At 61.5% G+C, this 22,375-nt stretch carries 21 protein-coding genes and 3 tRNA genes; 7 read left to right on the forward strand and 17 right to left on the reverse strand.

The genetic code is table 11. The features are described from left to right. Positions 1-2: 2 nt before the first annotated feature. The gene (locus AA0Z93_RS00230) at positions 3-281 is read right to left on the reverse strand and encodes a hypothetical protein (protein WP_413046858.1); all 279 of its coding nucleotides are present in this window, start codon (positions 279-281) and stop codon (positions 3-5) included. Between the two features lie 151 nt (positions 282-432). On the opposite strand from AA0Z93_RS00230, the gene AA0Z93_RS00235 reads away from it, so the two are divergent. After that, positions 433-1,470 carry a patatin-like phospholipase family protein gene (locus AA0Z93_RS00235; RefSeq protein ID WP_413046857.1) on the forward strand — a complete coding sequence of 346 codons (1,038 nt, stop codon included), beginning with the start codon at positions 433-435 and terminating at the stop codon, positions 1,468-1,470. Between the two features lie 61 nt (positions 1,471-1,531). Here AA0Z93_RS00235 and AA0Z93_RS00240 read toward each other — a convergent pair whose 3' ends face one another. The 11 genes from AA0Z93_RS00240 to AA0Z93_RS00290 form a co-directional block, all read right to left on the reverse strand. Next, the gene (locus tag AA0Z93_RS00240; protein ID WP_413046856.1) at positions 1,532-3,403 is read right to left on the reverse strand and encodes a SurA N-terminal domain-containing protein; all 1,872 of its coding nucleotides are present in this window, start codon (positions 3,401-3,403) and stop codon (positions 1,532-1,534) included. A gap of 183 nt (positions 3,404-3,586) precedes the next feature. Further along, positions 3,587-3,859 (reverse strand): nucleoid-associated protein HU-beta, encoded by a 273-nt coding sequence (gene hupB / locus AA0Z93_RS00245; RefSeq protein ID WP_413046855.1) that lies wholly within the window; start codon positions 3,857-3,859, stop codon positions 3,587-3,589. Between the two features lie 154 nt (positions 3,860-4,013). Beyond that, positions 4,014-6,410 (reverse strand): endopeptidase La, encoded by a 2,397-nt coding sequence (gene lon / locus AA0Z93_RS00250; RefSeq protein ID WP_413046854.1) that lies wholly within the window; start codon positions 6,408-6,410, stop codon positions 4,014-4,016. Positions 6,411-6,567: 157 nt separating this feature from the next. Then, positions 6,568-7,851 carry an ATP-dependent Clp protease ATP-binding subunit ClpX gene (gene clpX, locus AA0Z93_RS00255; protein WP_296264074.1) on the reverse strand — a complete coding sequence of 428 codons (1,284 nt, stop codon included), beginning with the start codon at positions 7,849-7,851 and terminating at the stop codon, positions 6,568-6,570. 108 nt (positions 7,852-7,959) lie between these two features. Then, positions 7,960-8,601, reverse strand: coding sequence for an ATP-dependent Clp endopeptidase proteolytic subunit ClpP (gene clpP, locus AA0Z93_RS00260; RefSeq protein ID WP_296264076.1), 642 nt, complete (start codon positions 8,599-8,601; stop codon positions 7,960-7,962). A gap of 91 nt (positions 8,602-8,692) precedes the next feature. Beyond that, positions 8,693-10,003, reverse strand: a complete 1,311-nt coding sequence (tig, locus tag AA0Z93_RS00265; RefSeq protein WP_413046853.1) for a trigger factor — start codon at positions 10,001-10,003, stop codon at positions 8,693-8,695. 252 nt (positions 10,004-10,255) lie between these two features. Next, on the reverse strand, positions 10,256-10,561 hold the full coding sequence (locus AA0Z93_RS00270; protein ID WP_413046852.1) for a DUF6388 family protein: 306 nt from the start codon (positions 10,559-10,561) through the stop codon (positions 10,256-10,258). A gap of 233 nt (positions 10,562-10,794) precedes the next feature. Then, positions 10,795-11,289: a hypothetical protein gene (locus AA0Z93_RS00275; protein ID WP_413046851.1), complete on the reverse strand. Its 495-nt coding sequence runs from the start codon at positions 11,287-11,289 to the stop codon at positions 10,795-10,797. Between the two features lie 400 nt (positions 11,290-11,689). After that, a tRNA-Leu gene (locus AA0Z93_RS00280) sits at positions 11,690-11,774 on the reverse strand. Positions 11,775-11,831: 57 nt separating this feature from the next. Further along, positions 11,832-11,907 (reverse strand) — tRNA-His (locus tag AA0Z93_RS00285). A gap of 67 nt (positions 11,908-11,974) precedes the next feature. After that, positions 11,975-12,051, reverse strand: a tRNA-Arg gene (locus AA0Z93_RS00290). A gap of 287 nt (positions 12,052-12,338) precedes the next feature. Between AA0Z93_RS00290 and folD the strand changes: the two genes are divergently transcribed. The 4 genes from folD to AA0Z93_RS00310 all read left to right on the forward strand — a co-directional run bounded on the left by folD (position 12,339) and on the right by AA0Z93_RS00310 (position 16,254). Then, on the forward strand, positions 12,339-13,193 hold the full coding sequence (gene folD / locus AA0Z93_RS00295; RefSeq protein WP_413046850.1) for a bifunctional methylenetetrahydrofolate dehydrogenase/methenyltetrahydrofolate cyclohydrolase FolD: 855 nt from the start codon (positions 12,339-12,341) through the stop codon (positions 13,191-13,193). Positions 13,194-13,466: 273 nt separating this feature from the next. Beyond that, positions 13,467-14,768, forward strand: a complete 1,302-nt coding sequence (locus tag AA0Z93_RS00300; protein ID WP_413046849.1) for a C4-dicarboxylate transporter DctA — start codon at positions 13,467-13,469, stop codon at positions 14,766-14,768. A gap of 76 nt (positions 14,769-14,844) precedes the next feature. Further along, the gene (locus AA0Z93_RS00305; RefSeq protein WP_413046848.1) at positions 14,845-15,549 is read left to right on the forward strand and encodes a FadR/GntR family transcriptional regulator; all 705 of its coding nucleotides are present in this window, start codon (positions 14,845-14,847) and stop codon (positions 15,547-15,549) included. 15 nt (positions 15,550-15,564) lie between these two features. Next, a complete protein-coding gene (locus tag AA0Z93_RS00310) occupies positions 15,565-16,254 on the forward strand; it encodes a GntR family transcriptional regulator (protein WP_413046847.1) in 690 nt (229 codons plus the stop codon). 67 nt (positions 16,255-16,321) lie between these two features. Here AA0Z93_RS00310 and AA0Z93_RS00315 read toward each other — a convergent pair whose 3' ends face one another. From AA0Z93_RS00315 to AA0Z93_RS00335, 5 genes are all read right to left on the reverse strand, one after another. Beyond that, the gene (locus tag AA0Z93_RS00315; RefSeq protein WP_413046846.1) at positions 16,322-17,128 is read right to left on the reverse strand and encodes an OmpA family protein; all 807 of its coding nucleotides are present in this window, start codon (positions 17,126-17,128) and stop codon (positions 16,322-16,324) included. Continuing rightward, complete coding sequence (locus AA0Z93_RS00320; RefSeq protein WP_413398556.1) at positions 17,125-17,478, reverse strand: DUF4398 domain-containing protein; 354 nt, start codon at positions 17,476-17,478, stop codon at positions 17,125-17,127. Before AA0Z93_RS00320 ends, AA0Z93_RS00315 begins: the two co-directional genes overlap by 4 nt. A gap of 10 nt (positions 17,479-17,488) precedes the next feature. Continuing rightward, entirely contained in the window at positions 17,489-18,310 is an 822-nt protein-coding gene (locus AA0Z93_RS00325; RefSeq protein ID WP_413046844.1) for a substrate-binding periplasmic protein, read from the reverse strand. An 86-nt stretch (positions 18,311-18,396) separates the two neighbouring features. Next, a complete protein-coding gene (locus AA0Z93_RS00330) occupies positions 18,397-19,326 on the reverse strand; it encodes an electron transfer flavoprotein subunit alpha/FixB family protein (protein ID WP_413046843.1) in 930 nt (309 codons plus the stop codon). Continuing rightward, a complete protein-coding gene (locus AA0Z93_RS00335) occupies positions 19,323-20,075 on the reverse strand; it encodes an electron transfer flavoprotein subunit beta/FixA family protein (protein ID WP_413046842.1) in 753 nt (250 codons plus the stop codon). The genes AA0Z93_RS00330 and AA0Z93_RS00335 overlap by 4 nt, the downstream gene beginning before the upstream one ends. Before the next feature lie 29 nt (positions 20,076-20,104). On the opposite strand from AA0Z93_RS00335, the gene AA0Z93_RS00340 reads away from it, so the two are divergent. Both AA0Z93_RS00340 and AA0Z93_RS00345 read left to right on the forward strand, forming a co-directional pair. Further along, positions 20,105-20,254, forward strand: a complete 150-nt coding sequence (locus AA0Z93_RS00340) for a hypothetical protein (protein WP_413046841.1) — start codon at positions 20,105-20,107, stop codon at positions 20,252-20,254. 360 nt (positions 20,255-20,614) lie between these two features. After that, a complete protein-coding gene (locus AA0Z93_RS00345) occupies positions 20,615-22,279 on the forward strand; it encodes an electron transfer flavoprotein-ubiquinone oxidoreductase (RefSeq protein ID WP_413046840.1) in 1,665 nt (554 codons plus the stop codon). Positions 22,280-22,375 lie beyond the last annotated feature (96 nt).

Below are 22,375 nucleotides of genomic sequence, written 5' to 3' on the forward strand. Positions count from 1 at the left end.
GGTCAGCGGCCGGCACGGGATTCGCGAATGTAGAAACGTGCCTTTTCGGCCTTGTTGGCGCAGCCTTCGAAGCGCTCGAATTGTTGCTGGGTCTTGGCACCGGTCAGCAGCGACAGGGCTTTGGAATAGCTGATGGTGCCGGCAAAGCCTTCTGCCTTGGCCAGGTCCAGCTCCTTCCAGGCAGCGTCGAGCTGGGCGCCACAGCTTTCACGGTAGGCCGTCTTGCCCGCGCAGCCGGCCAGCGCCAGGGCGATCAGAGGAAGGCAGATCCAGGCTTTCATCGGGTGAACCTCACAGGTTGGGACGCAGTGCCTGTTCGACGGCAACGGACGGTGAAAGTGCCGTTCCTGCGGCCAGTGCCCAGCGCCGCGATTGAATCCCCTGGCGCAGTGGTTCATTGTGGCGCGGATGTACACCAAGCGAGGGATGCTCATGCGTAAACGGGTGGCACTGGTACTGGGTTCGGGCGGCGCGCGTGGTTATGCGCACATTGGCGTGATCGAAGAGATCGAACGGCGCGGTTACGAGATCGCCTGTGTCGCCGGCTGCTCGATGGGGGCCGTCATTGGCGGCATCTATGCGGCAGGGAAACTCGACGATTACCGCCGGTGGATCGAGAGCCTGGATTACCTAGACGTGTTGCGGCTGGTCGATGTCAGTTTCCGCCTGGGCGCGATCCGTGGCGACAAAGTCTTCGGGCACATCCGCAAGATCGTCGGTGAGATCGACATCGAGCAACTGCGCATCCCTTATACCGCCGTAGCGGCCGACCTGACCCACCAGCAGGAAATCTGGTTCCAGGAAGGTTGCCTGCATCAAGCCATGCGCGCTTCGGCGGCCATCCCCAGCCTGTTCACGCCGGTACAGCAAGGCAATCGCGTACTGGTCGACGGTGGCATTCTCAATCCACTGCCCATCGTGCCGGTGGTCTCCAGCCATTGCGACCTGATCGTCGCGGTCAACCTCAATGCGACCAACCAGAGCCATTACCAGTTACCGGTAATCGAGCGCCCGCCTGCCTTCAAGATGCGCTTCGATGCGTTGATCGATTCGGTCGGCTCGCGTCTACCGTTTCGCCGCACGCCCGCAGAAAAACTGCTGCGCATCGATCAGAAGATCGCGGCCCAGCAGGCCGCCAAGGCCAATCCCTGGCTGAGCGAGGCCGACCCGGAGGGCCAGCAGCCGGCCGCCGCGCCAGAGGCTGGCGGTGCGCCCAAGTCGGCGGTGGGCTCTTTCATCATCGACAACGTGGGGCCGGCATCCCTGCTCGATCTGATCAACCAGAGCTTCGAGGTGATGCAGACCTCGTTGGCACAGTACAAGATCGCCGGCTATCCACCCGACGTGCTGGTCAACGTACCCAAGCGGGTTTGTCGCTTCTTCGAGTTCTACAAGGGTCCGGAACTGATCGCCTTGGGCCGGGAAATCGCCCGCGATACCCTGGACAGCTACGAGCACGAGCACCGCTGAGCGTTCGTCAGAAACGAAACAGGCCGCATTGCGCGGCCTGTTTCGTTTCACCCGATGACGCTTAGTAGCGCGTCACGTCGGCATTGGCTTCCAGCTGTTTGCGATAAGCGGCGAAGTCCTGCTGACCGGCACGCGAAGCGAGGTAGCGGGCGATCTGCTGCTTCTCTTCCTCGGTGGCTGCAGCGCCCTCGTTGACGCCCTTGAGCTTGACCACGACCAAGCTGCCATCCTTGAGCACCACACTGCCGTAGACCGGCTTGCCCTTGGATTGGGGCTTGGCCATGCGGAACACCGCCTGCAGCTCGACCGGGTCGATCCCTTCCTGGCTGCGAGTCACGGCTTCCTGCACCTTCCAGGCTTGGCCTTCGTAGGCGGCATCGGCTGCAACCGAACCCTTCTCCAGGTCGGCTACCAGCTTGTCGGCCTTGGCCTTGAGCTCGGCGGTCGCTTTGTCCTTCGCCAGGTGCTGACGAATGCTCTGCGCCACGGCTTCGAGCGGCAATTGCTCGGGCTTGCGATGCTCCTTGACGCGCAGCACGACGATGGTTTCCGGATCGAGTTCGAGCGCGGTGCTGTTGGCACCCTCATCCAGCACTTCTTCGCTGAAGGCCGCTTGCACGACGGCACGGTTGGCCGTGATGCCCTCGCCACCTTCGCGGCCGAACGCTGCCGAGGTCTGCACTTTCAGCTTCAGGTCTTGCGCAGGCTGCGCCAGATCGGAAGATTCGAAAGCCGCGTCTTCGAGCTGTTTGGTCGCTTCGACGAAGCGCTGTTCGACTTGCTGGGTCTTCAGGTCGCGGGTCAACTTGGGTTTGAGGCTGGCGAAGCTCGGCACCTCAGGCGCCTGCACACCCAGCAGCTTGATCAGGTGGTAGCCGAATTCGGTACGCACCGGTGCCGACACCTGGTCCTGGTTCAGCTTGTACAGCGCATCTTCGAAGCTCGGATCGTAGACGCCAGGCGCCGCGAAGCCGAGGTCGCCACCGGTGGCGGCCGAGCCTGGGTCTTGGGAAAACTCTTTGGCCAACGCAGCGAAGTCTTCACCCTTGTTCAGGCGTTGCTGGATTTCCTCGATGCGGGCCTTGGCTTGGGCATCGGTGGTCTTGTCGTTGACTTCGATGAGGATGTGCGCGGCGTGCCGCTGCTCGGCCAGGTTGGCCGTTTCCTTTTCGTACTGCGCTTGCAGCGCGTCGTCACTGACGTCGACCTGAGCGAAGAAGTCCGATTTGTTCAGCTCGATGTAGTTGATGACGACCTGATCGGGGGTCATGAACTCTTTGGCGTGCTGTTCATAGTGCGCCTTGATCTCCTCGTCGCTCACCTTGACGGCGGATGGGTCTGCCTTGAAGGTCAGCGAGGCGAAGTCGCGGGTCTGCTGTTCCAAGCGGGCGAAGGCTTCCACCTGTTTATCGGTTACGAAACTGCTGCCGGCAAGGCCGGTGCGCAGTTGGCCGATGAGCATTTCCTGGCCCAGCATTTCGCGGAATTGCAGACGACCGTAGCCCAGTTGGCGAATGACCTGATCGAAGCGCTCGGCGCTGAACTTGCCATCGACCTGGAACTCGGGTGTTTGCAGGATCACTTGGTCCAGCGCCGCATCGGAGAAGGCGAACTTGGCGTCTTTTGCGCCATCGAGCAGCAGCTTGCGTTCGATCAAGCCTTTGAGGGCTTCTTCGCGCAGCATTTTTTCGTCGAGGCGCGCGGGATCGAAATCCTTGCCCAGCTGTTGCATCAACTGACGGCGCTGCATGTCCACGGCTTGGCTCAGCTCGTTCTGGCTGATGGTCTCGCCGTTGACCTTGGCAGCGTCCTGGCTGTGACTGGCTGCTTGGAAGATGGCTTCAAAGCCGGTCAATGCCATCAGTACCACAATGAGACCGATGATGGTTTTGGCAATCCAACCCTGTGAATTGTCCCTGATATTCTGCAGCATGCGTCCCCCAGAAACGGTTGTACCACTGCGTAAACAACCGCGGAGCGTGGGTAGAGTCCAGATATAAAGAAAGGCGCATCCTGTGGATGCGCCTTCTCAAAGCGGGCGTGCCCGGTGGGAACTGTATCTCCCGCCGTCACGCGGTCGGCCCCGGTACTGCCAGGGCCGGCTGAAAAAGACGACTTAGTTGACGGCGTCTTTCAGGCCTTTGCCAGCTTTGAAGCCTGGCACCTTGGCAGCAGCGATCTGAATGTCCTTACCGGTCTGTGGGTTGCGGCCCATGCGAGCGGCGCGCTCTTTGACACTGAAGGTGCCAAAGCCGACCAGTACGACGTCGTCACCTTGCTTCAGGGCACCGGTGACCGATTCGATGACGGCGTCCAGCGCCTTGCCGGCGGTAGCTTTCGGAATGTCAGCAGAAGCGGCGATGGCGTCAATCAGTTCCGACTTGTTCACTGTAAGTCCCCTTAATTTCTCTAATTGAGTTTGTTTCTAAGTATGTAACAAAGCTTACATAAACGAGCACTGGGTGGCCTGGTGACACTCGCGAGGCGCTTTATAGCAAGGCCCCGAAAAAATTGTCAAGAAAGGCCACCCAGGGAAATACGTACTAGTGCGTGCTAATTCTTTCCTTGGCATCGCTGTCGCGCTTTTCATCTTTGGCGACAGCCTCCGGAGCCACGTCTGGCAAGGGCTCGGGCGCGTATTGCAGCGCAATTTGCAGCACTTCGTCAATCCATTTGACCGGTTTGATGTGCAGATCCTGTTTGATATTTTCAGGAATCTCTTTCAAATCGCGGACGTTTTCCTCGGGAATGATGACGGTCTTGATCCCGCCGCGATGCGCAGCCAGCAGTTTCTCTTTCAAACCACCGATGGCGAGCACCTGGCCGCGCAGGGTGATTTCGCCCGTCATGGCTACATCCGCACGCACCGGAATCTGCGTCAACGCTGACACCAGCGCCGTGCACATGCCGATACCGGCACTCGGGCCGTCCTTGGGCGTAGCCCCTTCGGGCATGTGGATATGCACGTCGTGTTTTTCATGGAAGTCGGCAGGAATGCCCAGGCTGCGCGCCCTGCTACGTACTACGGTCTGCGCGGCGGTGATCGATTCGACCATGACATCGCCCAGCGAACCCGTCTTGATCAACTGCCCCTTGCCTGGAATCACCACCGACTCGATGGTCAGTAGTTCGCCACCCACCTGCGTCCAGGCCAGGCCCGTCACCTGACCGATCTGGTCTTGCTGCTCGGCCAGACCGTAACGGAACTTGCGCACGCCCAAGAGATGCTCGAGCTGCTCGCCGGTGACCTTGACATGGAACTGCTTCTGTCCGGCATGTTCCTTGACCACTTTGCGGCAGACCTTGGCAATCTGGCGCTCCAGCCCTCGCACACCGGCTTCGCGGGTGTAGTAGCGGATGATGTCGCGAATGGCGCTGACGTCGATTTCCAACTCGGTCTTCTTCAGGCCGTTGGCCTTGATCTGCTTGACCGTCAGGTACTTGACCGCGATGTTGATCTTCTCGTCTTCGGTGTAACCCGGCAGGCGGATGATCTCCATCCGGTCCAGCAGCGCTGGCGGGATGTTCATCGAGTTGGACGTGCAAAGGAACATCACGTCGGACAGGTCGTAATCGACTTCCAGGTAATGGTCGTTGAAATTGTGGTTCTGCTCGGGATCGAGCACCTCGAGCAGCGCCGAAGCCGGATCGCCACGCATGTCGCTGCCCATCTTGTCGATTTCGTCGAGCAGGAACAGCGGGTTGCGTACGCCCACTTTGGTCATTTTCTGGATCAGGCGACCCGGCATCGAACCGATGTAGGTACGGCGATGGCCGCGGATCTCGGCCTCGTCACGCACACCACCCAGCGCCATGCGCACGAACTTGCGATTGGTCGCAGCGGCGATGGACTCGGCCAGGGAGGTCTTGCCCACGCCAGGCGGCCCGACCAGGCACAGCACAGGGCCGCGAATCTTCTTCACGCGCTTCTGAACGGCGAGGTATTCAAGGATGCGTTCCTTGACCTCTTCGAGGCCATAGTGGTCGGCATCGAGGATTTCCTCGGCCTTGCTCAAGTCCAGGCGCACTTTGCTCTGGGCTTGCCAAGGCACCTGCACCAGCCAGTCGAGGTACGAGCGCACCACAGTGGCCTCGGCCGACATCGGCGACATCTGCTTGAGCTTGTTCAGCTCGGCCTGGGCCTTGGTCAGGGCATCTTTGGGCAGACCTGCCGCTTCGATGCGTTTTTTCAGCTCTTCGACTTCGTTGTGCCCTTCGTCGCCATCGCCGAGCTCTTTCTGAATGGCCTTCATCTGCTCATTCAGGTAGTACTCGCGCTGGCTACGCTCCATCTGTTTCTTGACGCGACCGCGGATGCGCTTCTCGACCTGCAACAGATCGATCTCACCATCGAGTAGCGCCAGCACGTGCTCGACACGCTCGGGCAACTCGATGATTTCTAGAATTTCCTGCTTCTGCTCGATCTTCAACGCCATATGGGCGGCCATGGTGTCGACCAGGCGACCCGGCTCATCGATGCTGTTGAGCGAGGACAACACTTCGGCCGGTACTTTCTTGCCCAGCTGCACGTATTGCTCGAACTGCGACAACAGCGTACGCACGAACACTTCCGACTCGCGCTCGGCGGCGTCGACTTCATCGATAAGGGTGACTTCGGCACGAATGTGCCCGTCGGCTTCGGCAAAACGCTCGACCGCGCCGCGCTGCTCACCCTCGACCAACACCTTGACGGTGCCATCGGGCAACTTGAGCAACTGCAATACGGTGGCGACGGTGCCGACGCGGTACAGCGCGTCCTCGCCAGGATCGTCGTCAGCAGGATTTTTCTGGGCCAGCAGGAGGATCTGCTTTTCGCCCGCCATCGCCGCCTCGAGGGCTTCGATGGACTTTTCGCGCCCCACAAACAGCGGGATGACCATGTGCGGGTATACGACGACATCGCGCAATGGCAAAAGAGGCAAGTCGAGGGTGGTCTTCATGATTTCGCCTCTACAGCGGCCCAATGGCCGGAAACCGTGGAAATAGTGCTTGGGGTTAATGTGGGGGTAGGTCCGCAAAATTACAAGCGTTCGCGCCAGTAAATGCAGAAAGGGGCCCTAAGGCCCCTTCCGGTATCACATTCGACTCGTTACCGACTCAGGCGTCGGGTGCGGCCTTGGCTTGCGGCTCGTTGTTCTCATAGATCAACAACGGCTTGGAGCTGCCTTCGATGACGCTTTCGTCGATGACCACCTTGCTGACGTCCTTCTGCGAAGGAATGTCGTACATGGTGTCGAGCAAAATGCCTTCGAGGATCGAGCGCAGGCCACGGGCACCGGTCTTGCGTTCAAGTGCCTTGTGCGCAACGGCCTTGAGCGCATCGCTACGGAACTCGAGGTCGACGCTTTCCATTTCGAACAACTTGGCATATTGCTTGGTCAAGGCGTTCTTCGGCTCGGTGAGAATCTGCACCAACGCCGCTTCGTCGAGTTCGTCGAGGGTAGCCAGTACGGGCAAACGACCTACGAATTCCGGGATCAGACCGAACTTGACGAGATCGTCCGGCTCGACTTCACGCAGGGATTCGCCAACCTTCTTGCCCTCTTCCTTGCTGCGCACCTGGGCACCGAAGCCGATGCCACCTTTGGTCGAACGGTTCTGAATGACTTTTTCCAGACCCGAGAACGCACCACCGCAGATGAACAGGATGTTGCGCGTATCGACCTGCAGGAATTCCTGCTGCGGATGCTTGCGGCCACCTTGCGGCGGTACCGAAGCCACGGTGCCTTCGATCAGCTTGAGCAGCGCCTGCTGAACGCCCTCACCTGATACATCGCGGGTGATGGAAGGGTTGTCGGACTTGCGCGAAATCTTGTCGATCTCATCGATGTAGACAATGCCCATCTGGGCTTTTTCGACATCGTAGTCGCACTTCTGCAGCAACTTCTGGATGATGTTCTCGACGTCTTCACCCACGTAACCGGCTTCGGTCAGGGTAGTGGCGTCGGCAATGGTGAACGGCACGTTCAACAGGCGTGCGAGCGTTTCGGCGAGCAGGGTCTTGCCGGAGCCGGTAGGCCCGATCAGCAGGATGTTGCTCTTGCCGAGTTCGACTTCGTCGCCCTTCTTGTCGCGCTGGTTCAGGCGCTTGTAGTGGTTGTACACCGCCACGGCAAGCACCTTCTTGGCACGCTCCTGACCGATGACGTACTGGTCAAGGATGCCGCTGATTTCTTTCGGCGAAGGCAGTTTGTGCGCGCTGCTCTCGGCCTGGGCTTCTTGCACCTCCTCGCGGATGATGTCATTGCACAGGTCGACGCACTCGTCGCAGATAAATACCGAGGGCCCGGCAATCAATTTGCGCACTTCGTGCTGGCTTTTGCCGCAGAAGGAGCAATAGAGCAATTTGCCGCTGTCCTCGCCGTTACGGGTGTCAGTCATTCGATCGATCCAATCCGGGTAGGCTTGCAACACAAGATGAAGGCAATTGCGGTCTTTTTCAAGTCCACAGGCAGGCGCACGGGGCGCCTGCCTGCTCTGGCCCCGCGATCAGGAAACCAGTTGCCGCTTGTCGTACACCGAGTCGACCAGACCGTACTCGGCAGCGCGCGTGGCGCTCATGAAGTTGTCACGCTCGGTATCGCGCTTGATGGTTTCGAGGTCTTGGCCCGTATGGTAGGCCAGCAGCTCGTTCAGGCGCGCCTTGATGCTGAGGATTTCCTGGGCATGGATCTCGATGTCGGTCGCCTGACCCTGGAAACCGCCCAGTGGCTGGTGAATCATGACACGCGAGTTCGGCAGGCAGTGACGCTTGCCTTTGGCACCAGCGGCCAACAGGAAGGCGCCCATGCTGCAAGCCTGACCCATGCAGATGGTGGAAACGTCGGGCTTGACGAACTGCATGGTGTCGTAGATCGACATGCCTGCCGTTACCGAGCCGCCCGGCGAGTTGATGTAGAGATGGATATCCTTGTCAGGGTTTTCCGCTTCGAGGAACAGCATTTGCGCCACGACCAGGTTGGCCATGTAGTCCTCGACGGGACCCACCAGGAAGATCACCCGCTCCTTCAAAAGGCGCGAGTAGATGTCATAGGCACGCTCGCCACGGGCGGACTGCTCGATAACCATCGGGACCAAGCCACCGGCGGCTTGGATGTCAGAGCTCTGCTGAATATAAGAATTGCGGGACATGTCCTGCACTCACTCCCAAATAGTCATGGCTTGAATACGCACAAGCCAGCGCGAAGGCTGGCTTGTGGGGGTTTCTTACGAACTTGCCGTATTACTCAGCAGCAGGTGCCTGCGCTGGTTTTACCGCTTCTTCGTACGAGACCGACTTGTCGGTCACAGTCGCTTTCTGCAGGACAGTATCTACAACTTGCTCTTCCAGCACAACCGAGCGCACTTCGTTCATCTGCTGCTCGTTCTTGTGGTACCAGGCGATGACTTGCTCAGGCTCTTGGTAGGCCGAGGCCATCTCTTCGATCATTTCGCTGACTTTGGCGGCGTCGGGCTTGAGGTCGAACTGCTTGACCACTTCGGCGATGATCAGGCCCAGTGCCACACGGCGCTTGGCTTGCTCTTCGAAAAGCTCGGCCGGCAGTTGGTCTGGCTTGATGTTGCCACCGAACTGCTGGACCGCTTGCACACGCAGACGGTTGACTTCGTCTTCCAGCAGCGCCTTCGGCACCTCGATCGGGTTGGCAGCCAGCAGTCCGTCCATGACCTGGGTCTTGACCTTGGCCTTGATCGCCTGACGCAGTTCGCGCTCCATGTTCTTGCGAACTTCGGTGCGGAAACCTTCCAGCGACGATTCCTTGATGCCGAACTGGGCGAAGAACGCTTCGTTCAGCTCAGGCAGTTGCGGTGCGGCCACGGCGTTGACAGTGATGGTGAACTCAGCGGCTTTGTTGGCTAGGTCGAGGTTCTGGTAGTCCTCAGGGAAGGTCACGTTGACGACGCGCTCTTCACCGGCTTTGGCGCCTACCAGACCGTCTTCGAAGCCTGGGATCATACGGCCCGAGCCCAGCACCAGCTGAGTGCCTTTGGCCGAACCGCCCTGGAATTCTTCACCGTCGATCTTGCCGACGAAGTCGATGGTGACCTGGTCGTCGTTCTGCGCTTCGCGCTCGACCGATTCGAAACGCACGTTTTGCTTGCGCAGCACTTCGAGCATGTTGTCCAGATCGGCATCGGCCACTTCGGCGCTCAGGCGCTCGACGCTGATCGACTCCAGACCGGCCACGGTGAACTCTGGGTAGACTTCGAACGTAGCGACGAACTCCAGGTCACCGCCCTTTTCGAACGACTTCGGCTCTACCGAAGGCGCGCCAGCGGGGTTCAGTTTCTGCTCGGTGAGGGCTTCGTAGAAGGCCGACTGGACCAGTTGACCGAAAGCCTCTTCGCGAGCGGAGCCTTCGTAGCGTTGGCGGATGACGCTCATCGGCACTTTGCCAGGGCGGAAGCCTGGAACCTTGGCGCGCTTGGCAGTCTGCTGCAGACGCTTGTTGACTTCGTTCTCGACGCGCTCGGCCGGAACGGCGATGGTCATGCGGCGCTCGAGAGCAGAAGTGTTTTCAACAGAAACTTGCATGGATATTCCTCGTTGCACAGACGTTAGCCGGCGATAGCCCGACTCCAGAATCAAGGGCGAACATTCTAGTGACTCATGCGCTAGAAGTCACCCCACTCCAGACGACGGAAACAAGCGCCGAATGTTTTCTCGACAAAGGCCTGACACTCCAGCGCCAGGCCCACCTGAACCTCAGCACGCGGCGCGCTGCAGCACTCGCACGCGCACCTTGCATAGACATACTTTTCGACAACTTCCGAACACCACCAACCCTCAGGGAGCGACGGAGTCGAGCTCGTTGAAATGGCAGTACTCTTCCCACTCCAGGCCCAGCGCCTCGGCCACTTCCCAGTGGGTTTCCAGACGCATGCTGGCCAGTGCCTCGGGCGAGTCGGCGATCAGTTGCAACGCCAACTCCCAGGCTTGCAGGCCCTGAGCCTGGGCCTCATCCTCGAATGCCCACTGGATTTGCTGGGCCTGCTCGCGCGCATCGAGGGCAGCGATTTCTTCGAGCAGTTGCGGATTGGCTTCGGCGAAGCGCTGCAGCGCTACGGCCTGGCGGTCTTCCTTGGCAATCATGGAGCGTTCCTCTGCCAGTGAGATGGGCGCGCTGTGCGTCGAACTCATCGATAAGGAAACGAGCGCAGCTTGTTAGCCGAGGAAGATGGGGTGGATTTGCGGGAATTCAAGGGCTGACGAACCGCTCTTTCTATATAGAAAGAAGGATGCGCCGAAACAGCCTGCAAGGCATGCACGACCAGCAGTCGACGCCACAACCTTTTACGGCAGACTGCGCACTGGCCAGGGTCCGTCTAGCGCATCACCACGTTCACTTGATAGCCCTGGCCATTCGGCCAATCTTCGCGAACCACCTCTACCGAGCCCTTCCCTACGCGCTCGATCCCAGGCCGCCCGCCTTCGATCAAGGCCGCAGCGGCGTCCGAAAGGTCGGCGCCAAGCGCACGCAGCGCCAGCTTTTGCGCGGCCGCCACAAGTGCCGCCGTGCCGGGTGATGCATCCGTGGGTTGGTTGTAATCCATGGCCAGCCACACCTCAATCACAGAGTCGCCTGGGCCGGCAGCGTAGTACGCCAGTTGATTCGCCATACCCGCCGCAACATTACCGATGTCTTGATATGCACTAGCACAGCCCGACGAGCCATCGCCATTATCATCCCCCCAGTCGCCAGCCCTCAAACCCACGTCCTCCAGCAGCACACACGCCCTCGAGGGTTCCGGGGTCAGGATCTCAGCGCATGCCGAGGAGGCGACGAAGAGGGACGCGACGACCAGCAATGCTTTTCTCAAGACAAGCTCCTTATCTGGCCCCTGTCGACCAACCGCAATATCTCATTATGAACGAGCCTGCTCTCAGGTCGCTCGCTATGGACCGGACAGCACTCGACTGAGCATACGGCAAAACGCAAATCGCAGGCTGCACGATGCACGCCCCATGGCGCAGGCGCGCTGCACGTGAGCAGCGCCTGGGACGCGTTTTTTTGAAGAGAAAAAGCCAGGCGCTTGCGCGAGCACTCGATCGTGACCATGACGGCGCGATGGACACCCTGGGGATGGCGAGCTAGAGGATGCGCACTAAGAGTGCCAAACAGACCCGTGAACACCCAGTGTCACGTTTTGCTTGCAAAGCAACGCAGAAAATCAAGGAGGAGCGCCGTTGAGGCTGCTCATAACCCCTTGACTCAAAAGATGGTGCGGACGAAGAGACTCGAACTCTTACAGCTTGCGCCGCTGGAACCTAAATCCAGTGTGTCTACCAATTTCACCACGTCCGCATGCAACAGGTATAACAAAGGCGCCAGATTATGCAATCGAGGCGCCTTCGAAAAATATGGGGTGGACGATGGGAATCGAACCCACGACAACCGGAATCACAATCCGGCGCTCTACCAACTGAGCTACGCCCACCATATTGCGGTGTTACGCTGAAACCTTACTGCCTTGAAACTTCACTTGCTTGCCAAAGCTGCCTTAGTGGCGCACCCGGCAGGACTCGAACCTGCGACCATCCGCTTAGAAGGCGGATGCTCTATCCAGCTGAGCTACGGGCGCATATTCAATCTGCTTTCTGCTAGGATTGCAAATCAACTTTAGCCGTACCGAACAAGCCAACAAATCCGCTCATTCTGCCTGACCTTGCTAACCAGTGCTAGGCTCTGCCCGACAAGTGCGACGAATGTTATAGACGCCCCTGAAAGTCGTCAACAGTTTTTTAAAAAAAATTTAGCCTATTTAAGGGCTTAGGCCATTTGCCCGACCATGCGCCTTTTGCCGCTGCCTTATGTCGTGCGAGAATGCCGCCCCTCATATGTTCTCCTTTGATGGTTAAACACGCGTCTATGACTGCACACCTTATCGATGGCAAGGCGATCGCCGCCAACCTGCGCAAGCAGATCGCCCAACGTGTCGTTGAGCGCCGCCAGCAGGGCCTGCGCACGCCAGGTCTGGCGGTGATCCTGGTCGGTTCCGACCCCGCCTCCCAAGTCTATGTCTCGCACAAGCGCAAGGACTGCGAAGAGGTTGGCTTCATCTCCCAGGCGTTCGACCTGCCAGGCAGCACAAACCAGCAAGACCTCACCGCGCTGATCGACCGCCTCAACGACGACGCCAGCATCGACGGCATCCTGCTGCAACTGCCGCTGCCGGCCCATTTGGACGCTTCGGTACTGCTCGAGCGCATCCGTCCGGACAAAGACGTCGACGGCTTCCACCCTTACAACGTCGGTCGCCTGGCGCAACGCATTCCCCTGCTGCGCCCGTGCACCCCCAAAGGGATCATGACCCTGCTGGAAAGCACCGGTCAGAACCTCTACGGCATGAACGCCGTAATCGTCGGCGCGTCCAACATCGTCGGCCGCCCCATGGCCATGGAATTGCTGTTGGCCGGTTGCACCATCACCGTTTGCCACCGTTTCACCCAGGATCTGCCAGGCCATGTCGGCCGCGCCGACCTGCTGGTCGTAGCCGCAGGCAAAGCGGGCCTGGTCAAGGGCGAATGGATCAAACCCGGCGCCATCGTCATCGACGTCGGCATCAACCGGCAGGAGGACGGCCGCCTGGTGGGCGATGTGGTGTACGAGACCGCCCTGCCCCGCGCCGGCTGGATCACACCGGTACCGGGCGGCGTAGGCCCGATGACCCGCGCCTGCCTGCTGGAGAACACGCTGTTCGCCGCCGAAGAGCTGCACCAGTAATCGCTGGCAGCACCTTGAAGAACGGCAGCGCCCTCGGGCCTGCCGTTTTTTTTCGCCCTGGCGAAAGCGCTCGATCCCTTTTGCTAGAGCCGCCGGTTGGAATAGATATCGCAACTGGTCAGACCGGCAACGCTGAAACACCTTGCAATGCGAAAAAACTCGGGCGTAGAGTGGGCGCGCACTGGACAAACCGGTAAGACCACAATAATTAAGTCCGCGCTCACTGGCCCTTCACGACCCCGGAGCAAGGACACCGACCAAGAGACTTCCCCCATGCTCAAATGGTGCTCGCGTTCGATCTTCCTGCAAGTCGTGCTAGGCCTCGCCCTCGGCGTGATCTGTGGCCTCAGCTTCCCCGACGTTTCCCTGCAACTCAAACCCCTGGGCGATGGATTCATCAAGCTGATCAAGATGCTGATCGGCATCATCGTCTTCTGCGTAGTGGTCAGCGGCATTTCCGGCGCGGGTGACCTGAAGAAGGTCGGCCGTATCGGCCTCAAATCGGTGATCTATTTCGAAGTGTTGACCACCCTGGCGCTGATCATCGGTCTGGTGTTCGCCTTCACCAGCGGTATCGGTACCGGTGCCAACATCCATCTGGACCAACTGTCCAGCGCCGATGCCAACGGTCTGGCCGAGCGCGGGCAACACATTCATGGTACCGCCGCGTTCCTCATGGATCTGATCCCCACTTCGGTGGTGGGTGCCTTCGCCGACAACAACATCCTGCAAGTGCTGCTGTTCTCGGTGCTGTTCGGCAGCGCCCTGAACCTGGTCGGCGAGCCGGCCTCGGGTATTTCCCGCCTGATCAACGAACTCAGCCACGTGGTGTTCCGCATCATGGGCATGATCGTGCGTCTGGCACCGATCGGCGTGTTCGGCGCCATCGCCTTCACCACCAGCAAATACGGCCTGGAGTCGCTGCAGCACCTGGGCGGTCTGGTGGCGCTGTTCTACCTGACCTGCGCGGGCTTCGTGCTCATCGTGCTGGGCACGGTGATGCGCGTGTCGGGGCTCAAGCTGATCCCGCTGATCAAGTACCTGCGCGAAGAGCTGACCATCGTGCTCGGCACCGCCTCGTCCGATGCCGTGCTGCCACAGATCATGCGTAAACTCGAGCACTTGGGCATCGGCAGCTCCACCGTAGGTCTGGTGATTCCCACCGGTTACTCGTTCAACCTCGATGGTTTCTCGATCTATCTGACCCTGGCGATCGTGTTCATCGCCAACGCCACCGGGACGCCGCTGGCCATGGCCGACCTGCTGACCATCCTGCTGGTATCGTTGGTGACCTCCAAGGGCGCTCACGGCATCCCAGGCTCGGCGCTGGTGATTCTCGCCGCCACCCTCACCGCCGTCCCGGCGATTCCGGTGGTGGGCCTGGTACTGGTGTTGGCGGTGGACTGGTTCATGGGCATCGGCCGCGCGCTGACCAACCTGATCGGCAACTGCGTGGCCACCGTCGCCATCGCCCGCTGGGAGAAAGACATCGACCTGGAGCGCGCCAACAATGTGCTCGCCGGTAAACCCGGGTTCGCACTGACGGCGCGCAAGCCAGGCACTGCCCATCAATAACACGACCGACAGAGCCGCCGGCGCCAGGCGCCGGCGTGCGAGGAGCCAAGATGCACCCACACCCGGAGAGCCACCCGTGATCAGCTCATCGACCGTGGTCAATGCTGTAGTGGAAAAACTGCGTCAGGCCCTGGCCCGTGGCCAGTGGCGCCGTGGCGAAATGTTGCCCGGCCAGCGCGAACTGGCCGAGCAACTGGGCATCAGCCGGCCGAGCCTGCGTGAAGCGGTGACGGTGCTGGAAACCCTGGGCCTGTTGCGCTCGCTGCCGGGCAAAGGCGTGCTGGTGCTGGACGTCGATGCCGGCGTGCTGAGCCAGGCAGGCGAACAGGTCGCCGCCGCGAGCCTGGCCGACGTGCTGCAACTGCGCTACACCCTCGAGCCATTCATCGTCGGGCTGGTGGCGCAATCGGCCAACAGCCAGGACATAGGCCAACTGCGCCTGACCCTGATGGACATGCGCGAAGCGCTGGACGCCGAAGACAGCGAAGCCGGCGTTTCGGCCTACATCGCGTTTCACCAGGAACTGTTCGCGCTGACCACCAACCCGATCTTCCAGAGCGTGGTGCAGCAGACCGGCAATGCCCTCAAGCAAAGCGCCGACATGCTGCGCAAATCGCCCGAACACCTGGCCGCGCGACTGACCGAGAACGAAGCGGTGGTGCGCGCCATTCGCGAAAAGAACAGCGCCCAGGCCAGTGCCCAGATGCGTCGACACATCCTTCAGGAAGGTCAGCGCATGGGTATCGAGCTGAACATACCGGACGAGACCCCGTCCCCCTGACCTTGGAGAGCGACCATGCCCGCCTGTGCCCACGCCGCCCCCCGCCTGCCTACCCTGCTGCTGGGCAATGAGAAACGACTGTCTGCCGAGCAGATCTACCCACGGCTGTTCGATGCCATTCTCGAGCAACGCCTGCCCCCGGGCAGCCTGCTGCCCGAGCAGGCCTTGAGCAATGCCTTCGGTGTCAGCCGTACGGTGATCCGCCGTGTGTTGGGTCGGCTGTCCGACCAGCAGGTGATCGTCCAGCGCCCCAGCCATACCGCGCACTTGGCTGCGCCCGATCCGCAGCAGGCGCGGCAGGTGCTCAGCGCACGGCGCCTGGCCGAGACCACTCTGATCGGGCTGGCCACGCAACGCGCGCGACCCGTGCAGATCCGCCAGCTACGCCAGCTGGTGGAGCGCGAACGCCAGCACCACGAGCGCGGCGAGCGCTGCGCAGCCATCCGCCTGGGCGGCGAATTTCACCTGAAGTTGGCGCAGATGGCTGACAACGCGCCCCTGGCACGCTTTCTCAACGGCCTGGTGCCGATGACCTCGTTGATCATCGCCCGCTACGAATCACCGTGCTGCGATCACTGTGCCTGGGAAGAACATGCCGCACTCATCGACGTCATCGAGCGTGGCGATGCCGAGGCTGCGTTGGGGCTGATGCACGTGCACCTGGACCGACTGGAAAACAAGCTCGATCTCGAACGGCGGCATTGAGCGACGGCGCCATCGCCAGCGCACGGCAAGGCATGCGATGGCGACCGCGCCGCAGGAAGGTAGGCGTTCAGCGCGCCGGGGCGAGATTGCCCTTGGCATCGGAAAAGACGATTTCCACCCGCCGGTTCTGTGCACGACCGCGCTCGGAGGCATTGGCCTCGACCGGGTACTGGTCGCCATAGCCCTGCACCTCGATGCGGCGCTCGTCGACCCCCAGGTCGACCAGCATGTCGGCCACCGCCTGGGCGCGATCGCGCGACAGCGTCAGGTTGTCCTCGCTCGGGCCGGTGCTGTCGGTATAGCCCTCGATGCGCACCACGCGGCGCGGGTTGAGCTGCAGGAACTGCACCAGCTTGAGCACGGTGCGGCTGGCCGAGTTCTTCAGCTCCGCACGGCCGGTGTCGAACAGCACATCGCTCAAGGTCATGACCAAGCCACGGCCATCCTGTTCGGAGGCCATTGCGGCAATCTGCGTTTCCAGCCATTTGCCCTGCTGCTGCACGCTGTCGAGCTTGGCTTCGCGCAGCGCCAGTTGCAGCCGCTGACGCTCCAGGTCGAGCTTGGCCAGGCGTTCCTGGTTCAGCGCCAAACGGCTGTGCTCGCGGGCGATTTCGCTGTAGCGCTGGCTGAGGTAGGCGTAATGGCGCACGTCGCTGCCGCTGCCGATATAGCTCGACAAGCGTTCGGCTCGGCCCAGGGACTCTCCGGCGCGGATCACGTCGCGCGGTGCGCTGCGCAGCACATCGGCATCGTCCTTGACCGCCTGGAAGGTGGCCGAAGCCTCGCTCAAGGCCTGCTCGCTGCGCTGGCTGGCGCACCCCTGCAAGCCTGCGGCGGCGACTAGCGCCAGCAACATCGCCTGTGCGCGGCTCATGGCTGCACCGCCAGTTGCTTGCGCAGTCGGTCGACGCGGGTCTGCACGGTGGCCAGTTGCGCTTCGCTCTTTTGCGTCAGCACCCGCGCCTCGGCCAGGCGTGCGTCGAGCTCGGCCTGCTCGGCGCGCAAGCGCGCGTCGCGAAATTGTTGCGCCAGCATGTTGCCGCGGGCACGTTCGAGCTTGTCCTGGGCCAGGGTGAACTCGGCGACTTCGTCGCTGGCGCCGACCGCTTTGGCCTGTTCCAGCGCTTGCTCGGACAAGCGCAGCTGTTCGATGGGTGCCGGATCGCTGGCGCAACCGGCCAGGCCGAGCACGGCCACGGCGAGGGTCAAAGTGGAAATTCTCAAACGACGGTTCCTACGGTTTGGGGGCATCCGGCATGGGCTGCATCTGCGTCTTCCAACGTTCGACATTGCGTTGCAACACGGTTTCTGAAGCGCCAGAAATGGGCAATTCTGTCAGTTTTTTCGCCAATTGTCCGCGCAACCATGGATCGTTACAGGCCGAATTGTGTGACAGCGCCACGTAAAGCCCAGGTCGGTCCACCGGCATTCCGCGGGCCTCGATATCGTTACCCACGCCCAGGCTCTGGGCCATGGCCATGCCGGCGTAGTGGCCGGCCAGCACGTAATCGACCTGGCCCAGTACCAGCTTCTGGAAAGCCTGGGTGAGGTTTTGCGCAGGGGTCAGTTTCAAATTGGCCTTGGCGAATGCCTCGAAGGCCGGCGTCAGGCGCGCCTTGGCCGAGACGCTGCCCCGATAGCGGGCCAGGTCCGCCACGCCTTCGTATACCAGGTCGGCATCGGTGCGGGCCCAGACCCGGTATTCGTTCAGTTGCAGGGGCGGATGCACATAGTCCAGGGCGGTGAGCTGTTCGACTTGCAGGGGCGCGTCGAGCAGCAGGTCCATGCGGCCGCTGCGGACTTCTTCGAGCGCCTGTTCGCGCCGGCCTGCGTGCAGTACCTGCACGCTGATGCCGAGTTCCTTGGCCGCTTGGCGCAGCAGGTCGACGTTGACGCCGATCAGGTGCTGCGGGTCTGCCGGGTCTTGCCAGGAATAAGGCGGCGCGTCGGGGCTGCCGGTCGCGACCAGGCGTTCGCACTTGCCTGCGGCCAGCGCCATGGGCGCGCACACCACCCATGCCAGAAGGCCGCCCATCATCCTGCCGCTTGCCGCCATGCCCCGCTCCTGACCTGAAAGAAACCCCAAAAAAAACCCGGCCCTCGAGGTGAGGGCCGGGCTTCTTTATAAGGGAAGCGGCTGGATCAGACCAGCTTTTCCAACTCGGGCAGCGCTTCGAACAGGTCGGCAGCCAAACCGTAGTCGGCGACCTGGAAGATCGGCGCCTCTTCGTCCTTGTTGATCGCGACGATCACTTTGGAGTCTTTCATGCCGGCCAGGTGCTGGATGGCACCGGAGATGCCCACGGCGATATACAGCTGTGGCGCGACGATCTTGCCGGTCTGGCCGACCTGCATGTCGTTGGGCACATAACCCGCATCGACGGCAGCGCGCGAGGCGCCGACCGCTGCGCCGAGCTTGTCGGCCAGGCTGTACAGGTGCTTGAAGTTGTCGCCGTTCTGCAACCCGCGACCGCCGGAAATGACGATCTTGGCGGCCGTCAGCTCAGGACGGTCGGACTTGGCCAGCTCTTCGCCGACGAACGACGACTTGCCGGCATCGTGCGCCGCCGAAACGGCTTCGACACTCGCCGCACCGCCTTCACTGGCGACCGGGTCGAAGCCGGTGGTGCGCACGGTGATGACCTTGACCGACGCCGTGGACTGCACGGTGGCGATGGCGTTGCCGGCGTAGATCGGACGCTTGAAGGTGTCGGCCGATTCCACTGCGATGATCTCGGAGATCTGGTCGACGTCCAGCAGCGCAGCGACCCGCGGCAGGATGTTCTTGCCGTTGGTGGTGGCCGGGGCCAGCACGTGGCTGTAGTTGGCCGCCAGTTCCACGATCAGCGGCGCGACGTTTTCCGGCAGGGCATGGGCGTAGGCGGCATTATCGGCCACCAGCACCTTGCCGACGCCGGCGATCTTGGCGGCCGCTTCGGCGAGGGGGCCGACGTTTTCGCCAGCCACCAGCAGGTGCACGTCGCCGCCGATCTTGCCGGCCGCCGCGAGGGTGTTCAGGGTCGCCGGGGCGATGACGCCGGCTTCGTGTTCAGCGATAACCAGGATAGTCATTGGATTACCTTCGCCTCGTTCTTCAGTTTCTCGACCAGTTCAGCCACCGACTTGACCATGACGCCGGCGCCACGGGCCGCCGGGGCCTCGACCTTGACGGTCTTGGTGGTGGAGGTGATGGCGACGCCCAGCGCGTCCGGGGTGACGGTTTCCAGCGGCTTCTTCTTCGCCTTCATGATGTTGGGCAGCGACGCATAGCGCGGCTCGTTCAGGCGCAGGTCGGTGGTGACCACGGCCGGCAGGCTCAGGGAAACGGTCTGCAGGCCGCCGTCGATCTCACGGATGACGTTGAGCTTGTCGCCTTGCACTTCCACCTTGGAGGCGAAGGTGCCCTGGGCGAAGCCGGTGAGCGCGGCCAGCATCTGACCGGTCTGGTTGTTGTCGCTGTCGATGGCTTGCTTGCCGAGGATCACCAGCTGTGGCTGTTCCTTGTCGACGATGGCCTTGAGCGTCTTGGCCACGGCCAGCGAGTTCAGCTCGTCGGCCACTTCGACCAGGATGGCGCGGTCGGCGCCCAGCGCCAGTGCGGTGCGCAGTTGCTCCTGGGCTGCGGTCGGGCCTACGGCGACGGCGACGATCTCGGTGACCACGCCCTTCTCTTTCAGACGCACGGCTTCTTCCACGGCGATTTCGCAGAAGGGGTTCATGGACATCTTGACGTTTGCAAGGTCGACGCCGGAGTTGTCCGCCTTGACGCGAACCTTGACGTTGTAGTCGACCACTCGTTTGACAGCTACAAGAACCTTCATGGATTCCTCGTTACTCTCCGGTGAAAAGAATGTCGCTCGGGACCGGCCCGGCGAATGCGCGTGGGTACAAGGGCACCTCTGAAAAACGTTTCGGCGCCAGCGAAATCAAGCGTGACGCGTTCGGCGTGCGTGCAACGGCAGGACAAAACCCGCGGGTCATTTTCGGTGGTGGCGTGTAGACTTCACTACAACACGCTCGATGGCCGGAAAACCCTGCCTGGCGCCGGGTTTTTAGAGGTGCTCCTGCGCCTGACGGACAGCCCGCAGCGAGCGTAAAAGCGCTCGTATCTTGACTGCAACACCCCCTTCGGTCAATACGCCAAATCGGCCAGTTTCCAGCCCTGCCCCTATGAATTTACAGGGCTGCGGCAAATTCAAACAAACGTTTGTATTGGACCACCGAGGTGGTGTAGATATAATGCCGGCCACGACAAAACGATGTAGTCAGTCATGCCAGAAGCTACAGCCAAGATAGCTGCGGTCGATTGCATCGATACCCGACAAGCCCCGCGAAATGCCTTGATGAGTAGGAGAGAACAGTGGAACGCGAATACATGGAATTCGACGTCGTCATCGTCGGCGCTGGCCCGGCGGGGCTGTCCGCCGCCTGCCGCCTGAAGCAGAAGGCCGCCGAAACCGGTAGCGAAATCAGCGTCTGCGTGGTCGAGAAAGGCTCCGAGGTCGGTGCCCACATTCTTTCCGGGGCGGTGTTCGAACCGCGGGCGCTCGAAGAGCTGTTCCCCGACTGGCAGGCCCTGGGCGCGCCACTCAACACCGCCGTCAAGCGCGACGACATCTATGTGCTCAAAGACGCCGAAAGCGCCATCAAGGTACCCGACCTGTTCGTGCCCAAGACCATGCACAACCAGGGCAACTACATCATTTCCCTGGGCAACCTGTGCCGCTGGCTGGCGCAGCAGGCCGAAAACCTGGGCGTTGAGATCTACCCCGGCTTCGCCGCCCAAGAGGCGTTGATCGACGACGGCGGCGTGGTGCGCGGCATCGTCACCGGCGACCTGGGCGTCGACCGCGAAGGCCAGCCCAAAGATGGCCTCTATACCCCCGGCATGGAACTGCGCGCCAAGTACACGCTGTTCGCCGAAGGCTGCCGCGGCCACATCGGCAAGCAGTTGATCAAGCGCTTCGACCTCGCTGACGAGTCCGACGTGCAGCACTACGGCATCGGCCTCAAGGAAATCTGGGAAATCGATCCGAGCAAGCATCAGCAAGGCCTGGTGGTGCACACCGCCGGCTGGCCGCTGGACGTGGTGGCCAACGACAACACCGGCGGCTCGTTCCTCTACCACCTGGAAAACAACCAGGTGGTGGTCGGCCTGATCGTCGACCTGTCCTACGCCAACCCCTATCTCTCGCCGTTCGACGAGTTCCAGCGGCTCAAGCACCACCCGGTCATCAGCCAGTACCTCGAAGGCGGCAAGCGCATCAGCTACGGCGCCCGCGCGTTGGCCAAGGGCGGCCTGAACTCGTTGCCCAAGATGGTCTTCGCCGGTGGCGCACTGCTCGGCTGCGACCTGGGCACCATGAACGTGGCCAAGATCAAGGGCAGCCACACGGCGATGAAATCGGGCATGCTCGCCGCCGACGCGGTGGCCGAGGCGCTGCTCGCCGGCAGTCAAGGCGGCGATGCGCTCACCGGTTACGTCGAGTCGTTCAAGGCCAGCTGGCTGTACGAGGAGCTGTACGCCAGCCGCAACTTCGGCCCGGCCATGCACAGGTTCGGCCCGCTGCTCGGCGCCGCCTTCAACTACGTCGAGCAGAACTGGTTCGCCGGCAAGCTGCCCTTCACCCTGCGTGACACCAAGCCGGACTACGCCTGCCTGAAGCTCGCCGCCGAGTCCAAGAAGATCGACTACCCCAAGCCCGACGGCAAGCTCAGCTTCGACAAGCTCAGCTCGGTGTTCATCTCCGGCACCAACCACGAGGAAGAGCAGCCCTGCCACCTCAAGCTGACCGACCCGAGCATTCCCATCGCCAGCAACCTGCCGCTGTACGACGAACCCGCACAGCGCTACTGCCCGGCCGGGGTGTACGAAGTGGTGACGCAGGAAGACGGCAGCAAGCGCTTCCAGATCAACGCGCAGAACTGCGTGCACTGCAAAACCTGCGACATCAAGGACCCGGCGCAGAACATCACCTGGGTGGCGCCCGAAGGGGCCGGTGGGCCGACCTACCCGAATATGTAACCGCGTCTGCCAATCAACCCCCCCGCCTTTCGGTAGTTAAGCAATCGGGGCCGCTCGGCGGCCCATCGCGGCTAAAGCCGCTCCCACAAGGTTCCA

The organism is Pseudomonas phoenicis (assembly GCF_047302395.1).
In the GTDB taxonomy this organism is placed as follows: Bacteria; Pseudomonadota; Gammaproteobacteria; order Pseudomonadales; family Pseudomonadaceae; genus Aquipseudomonas.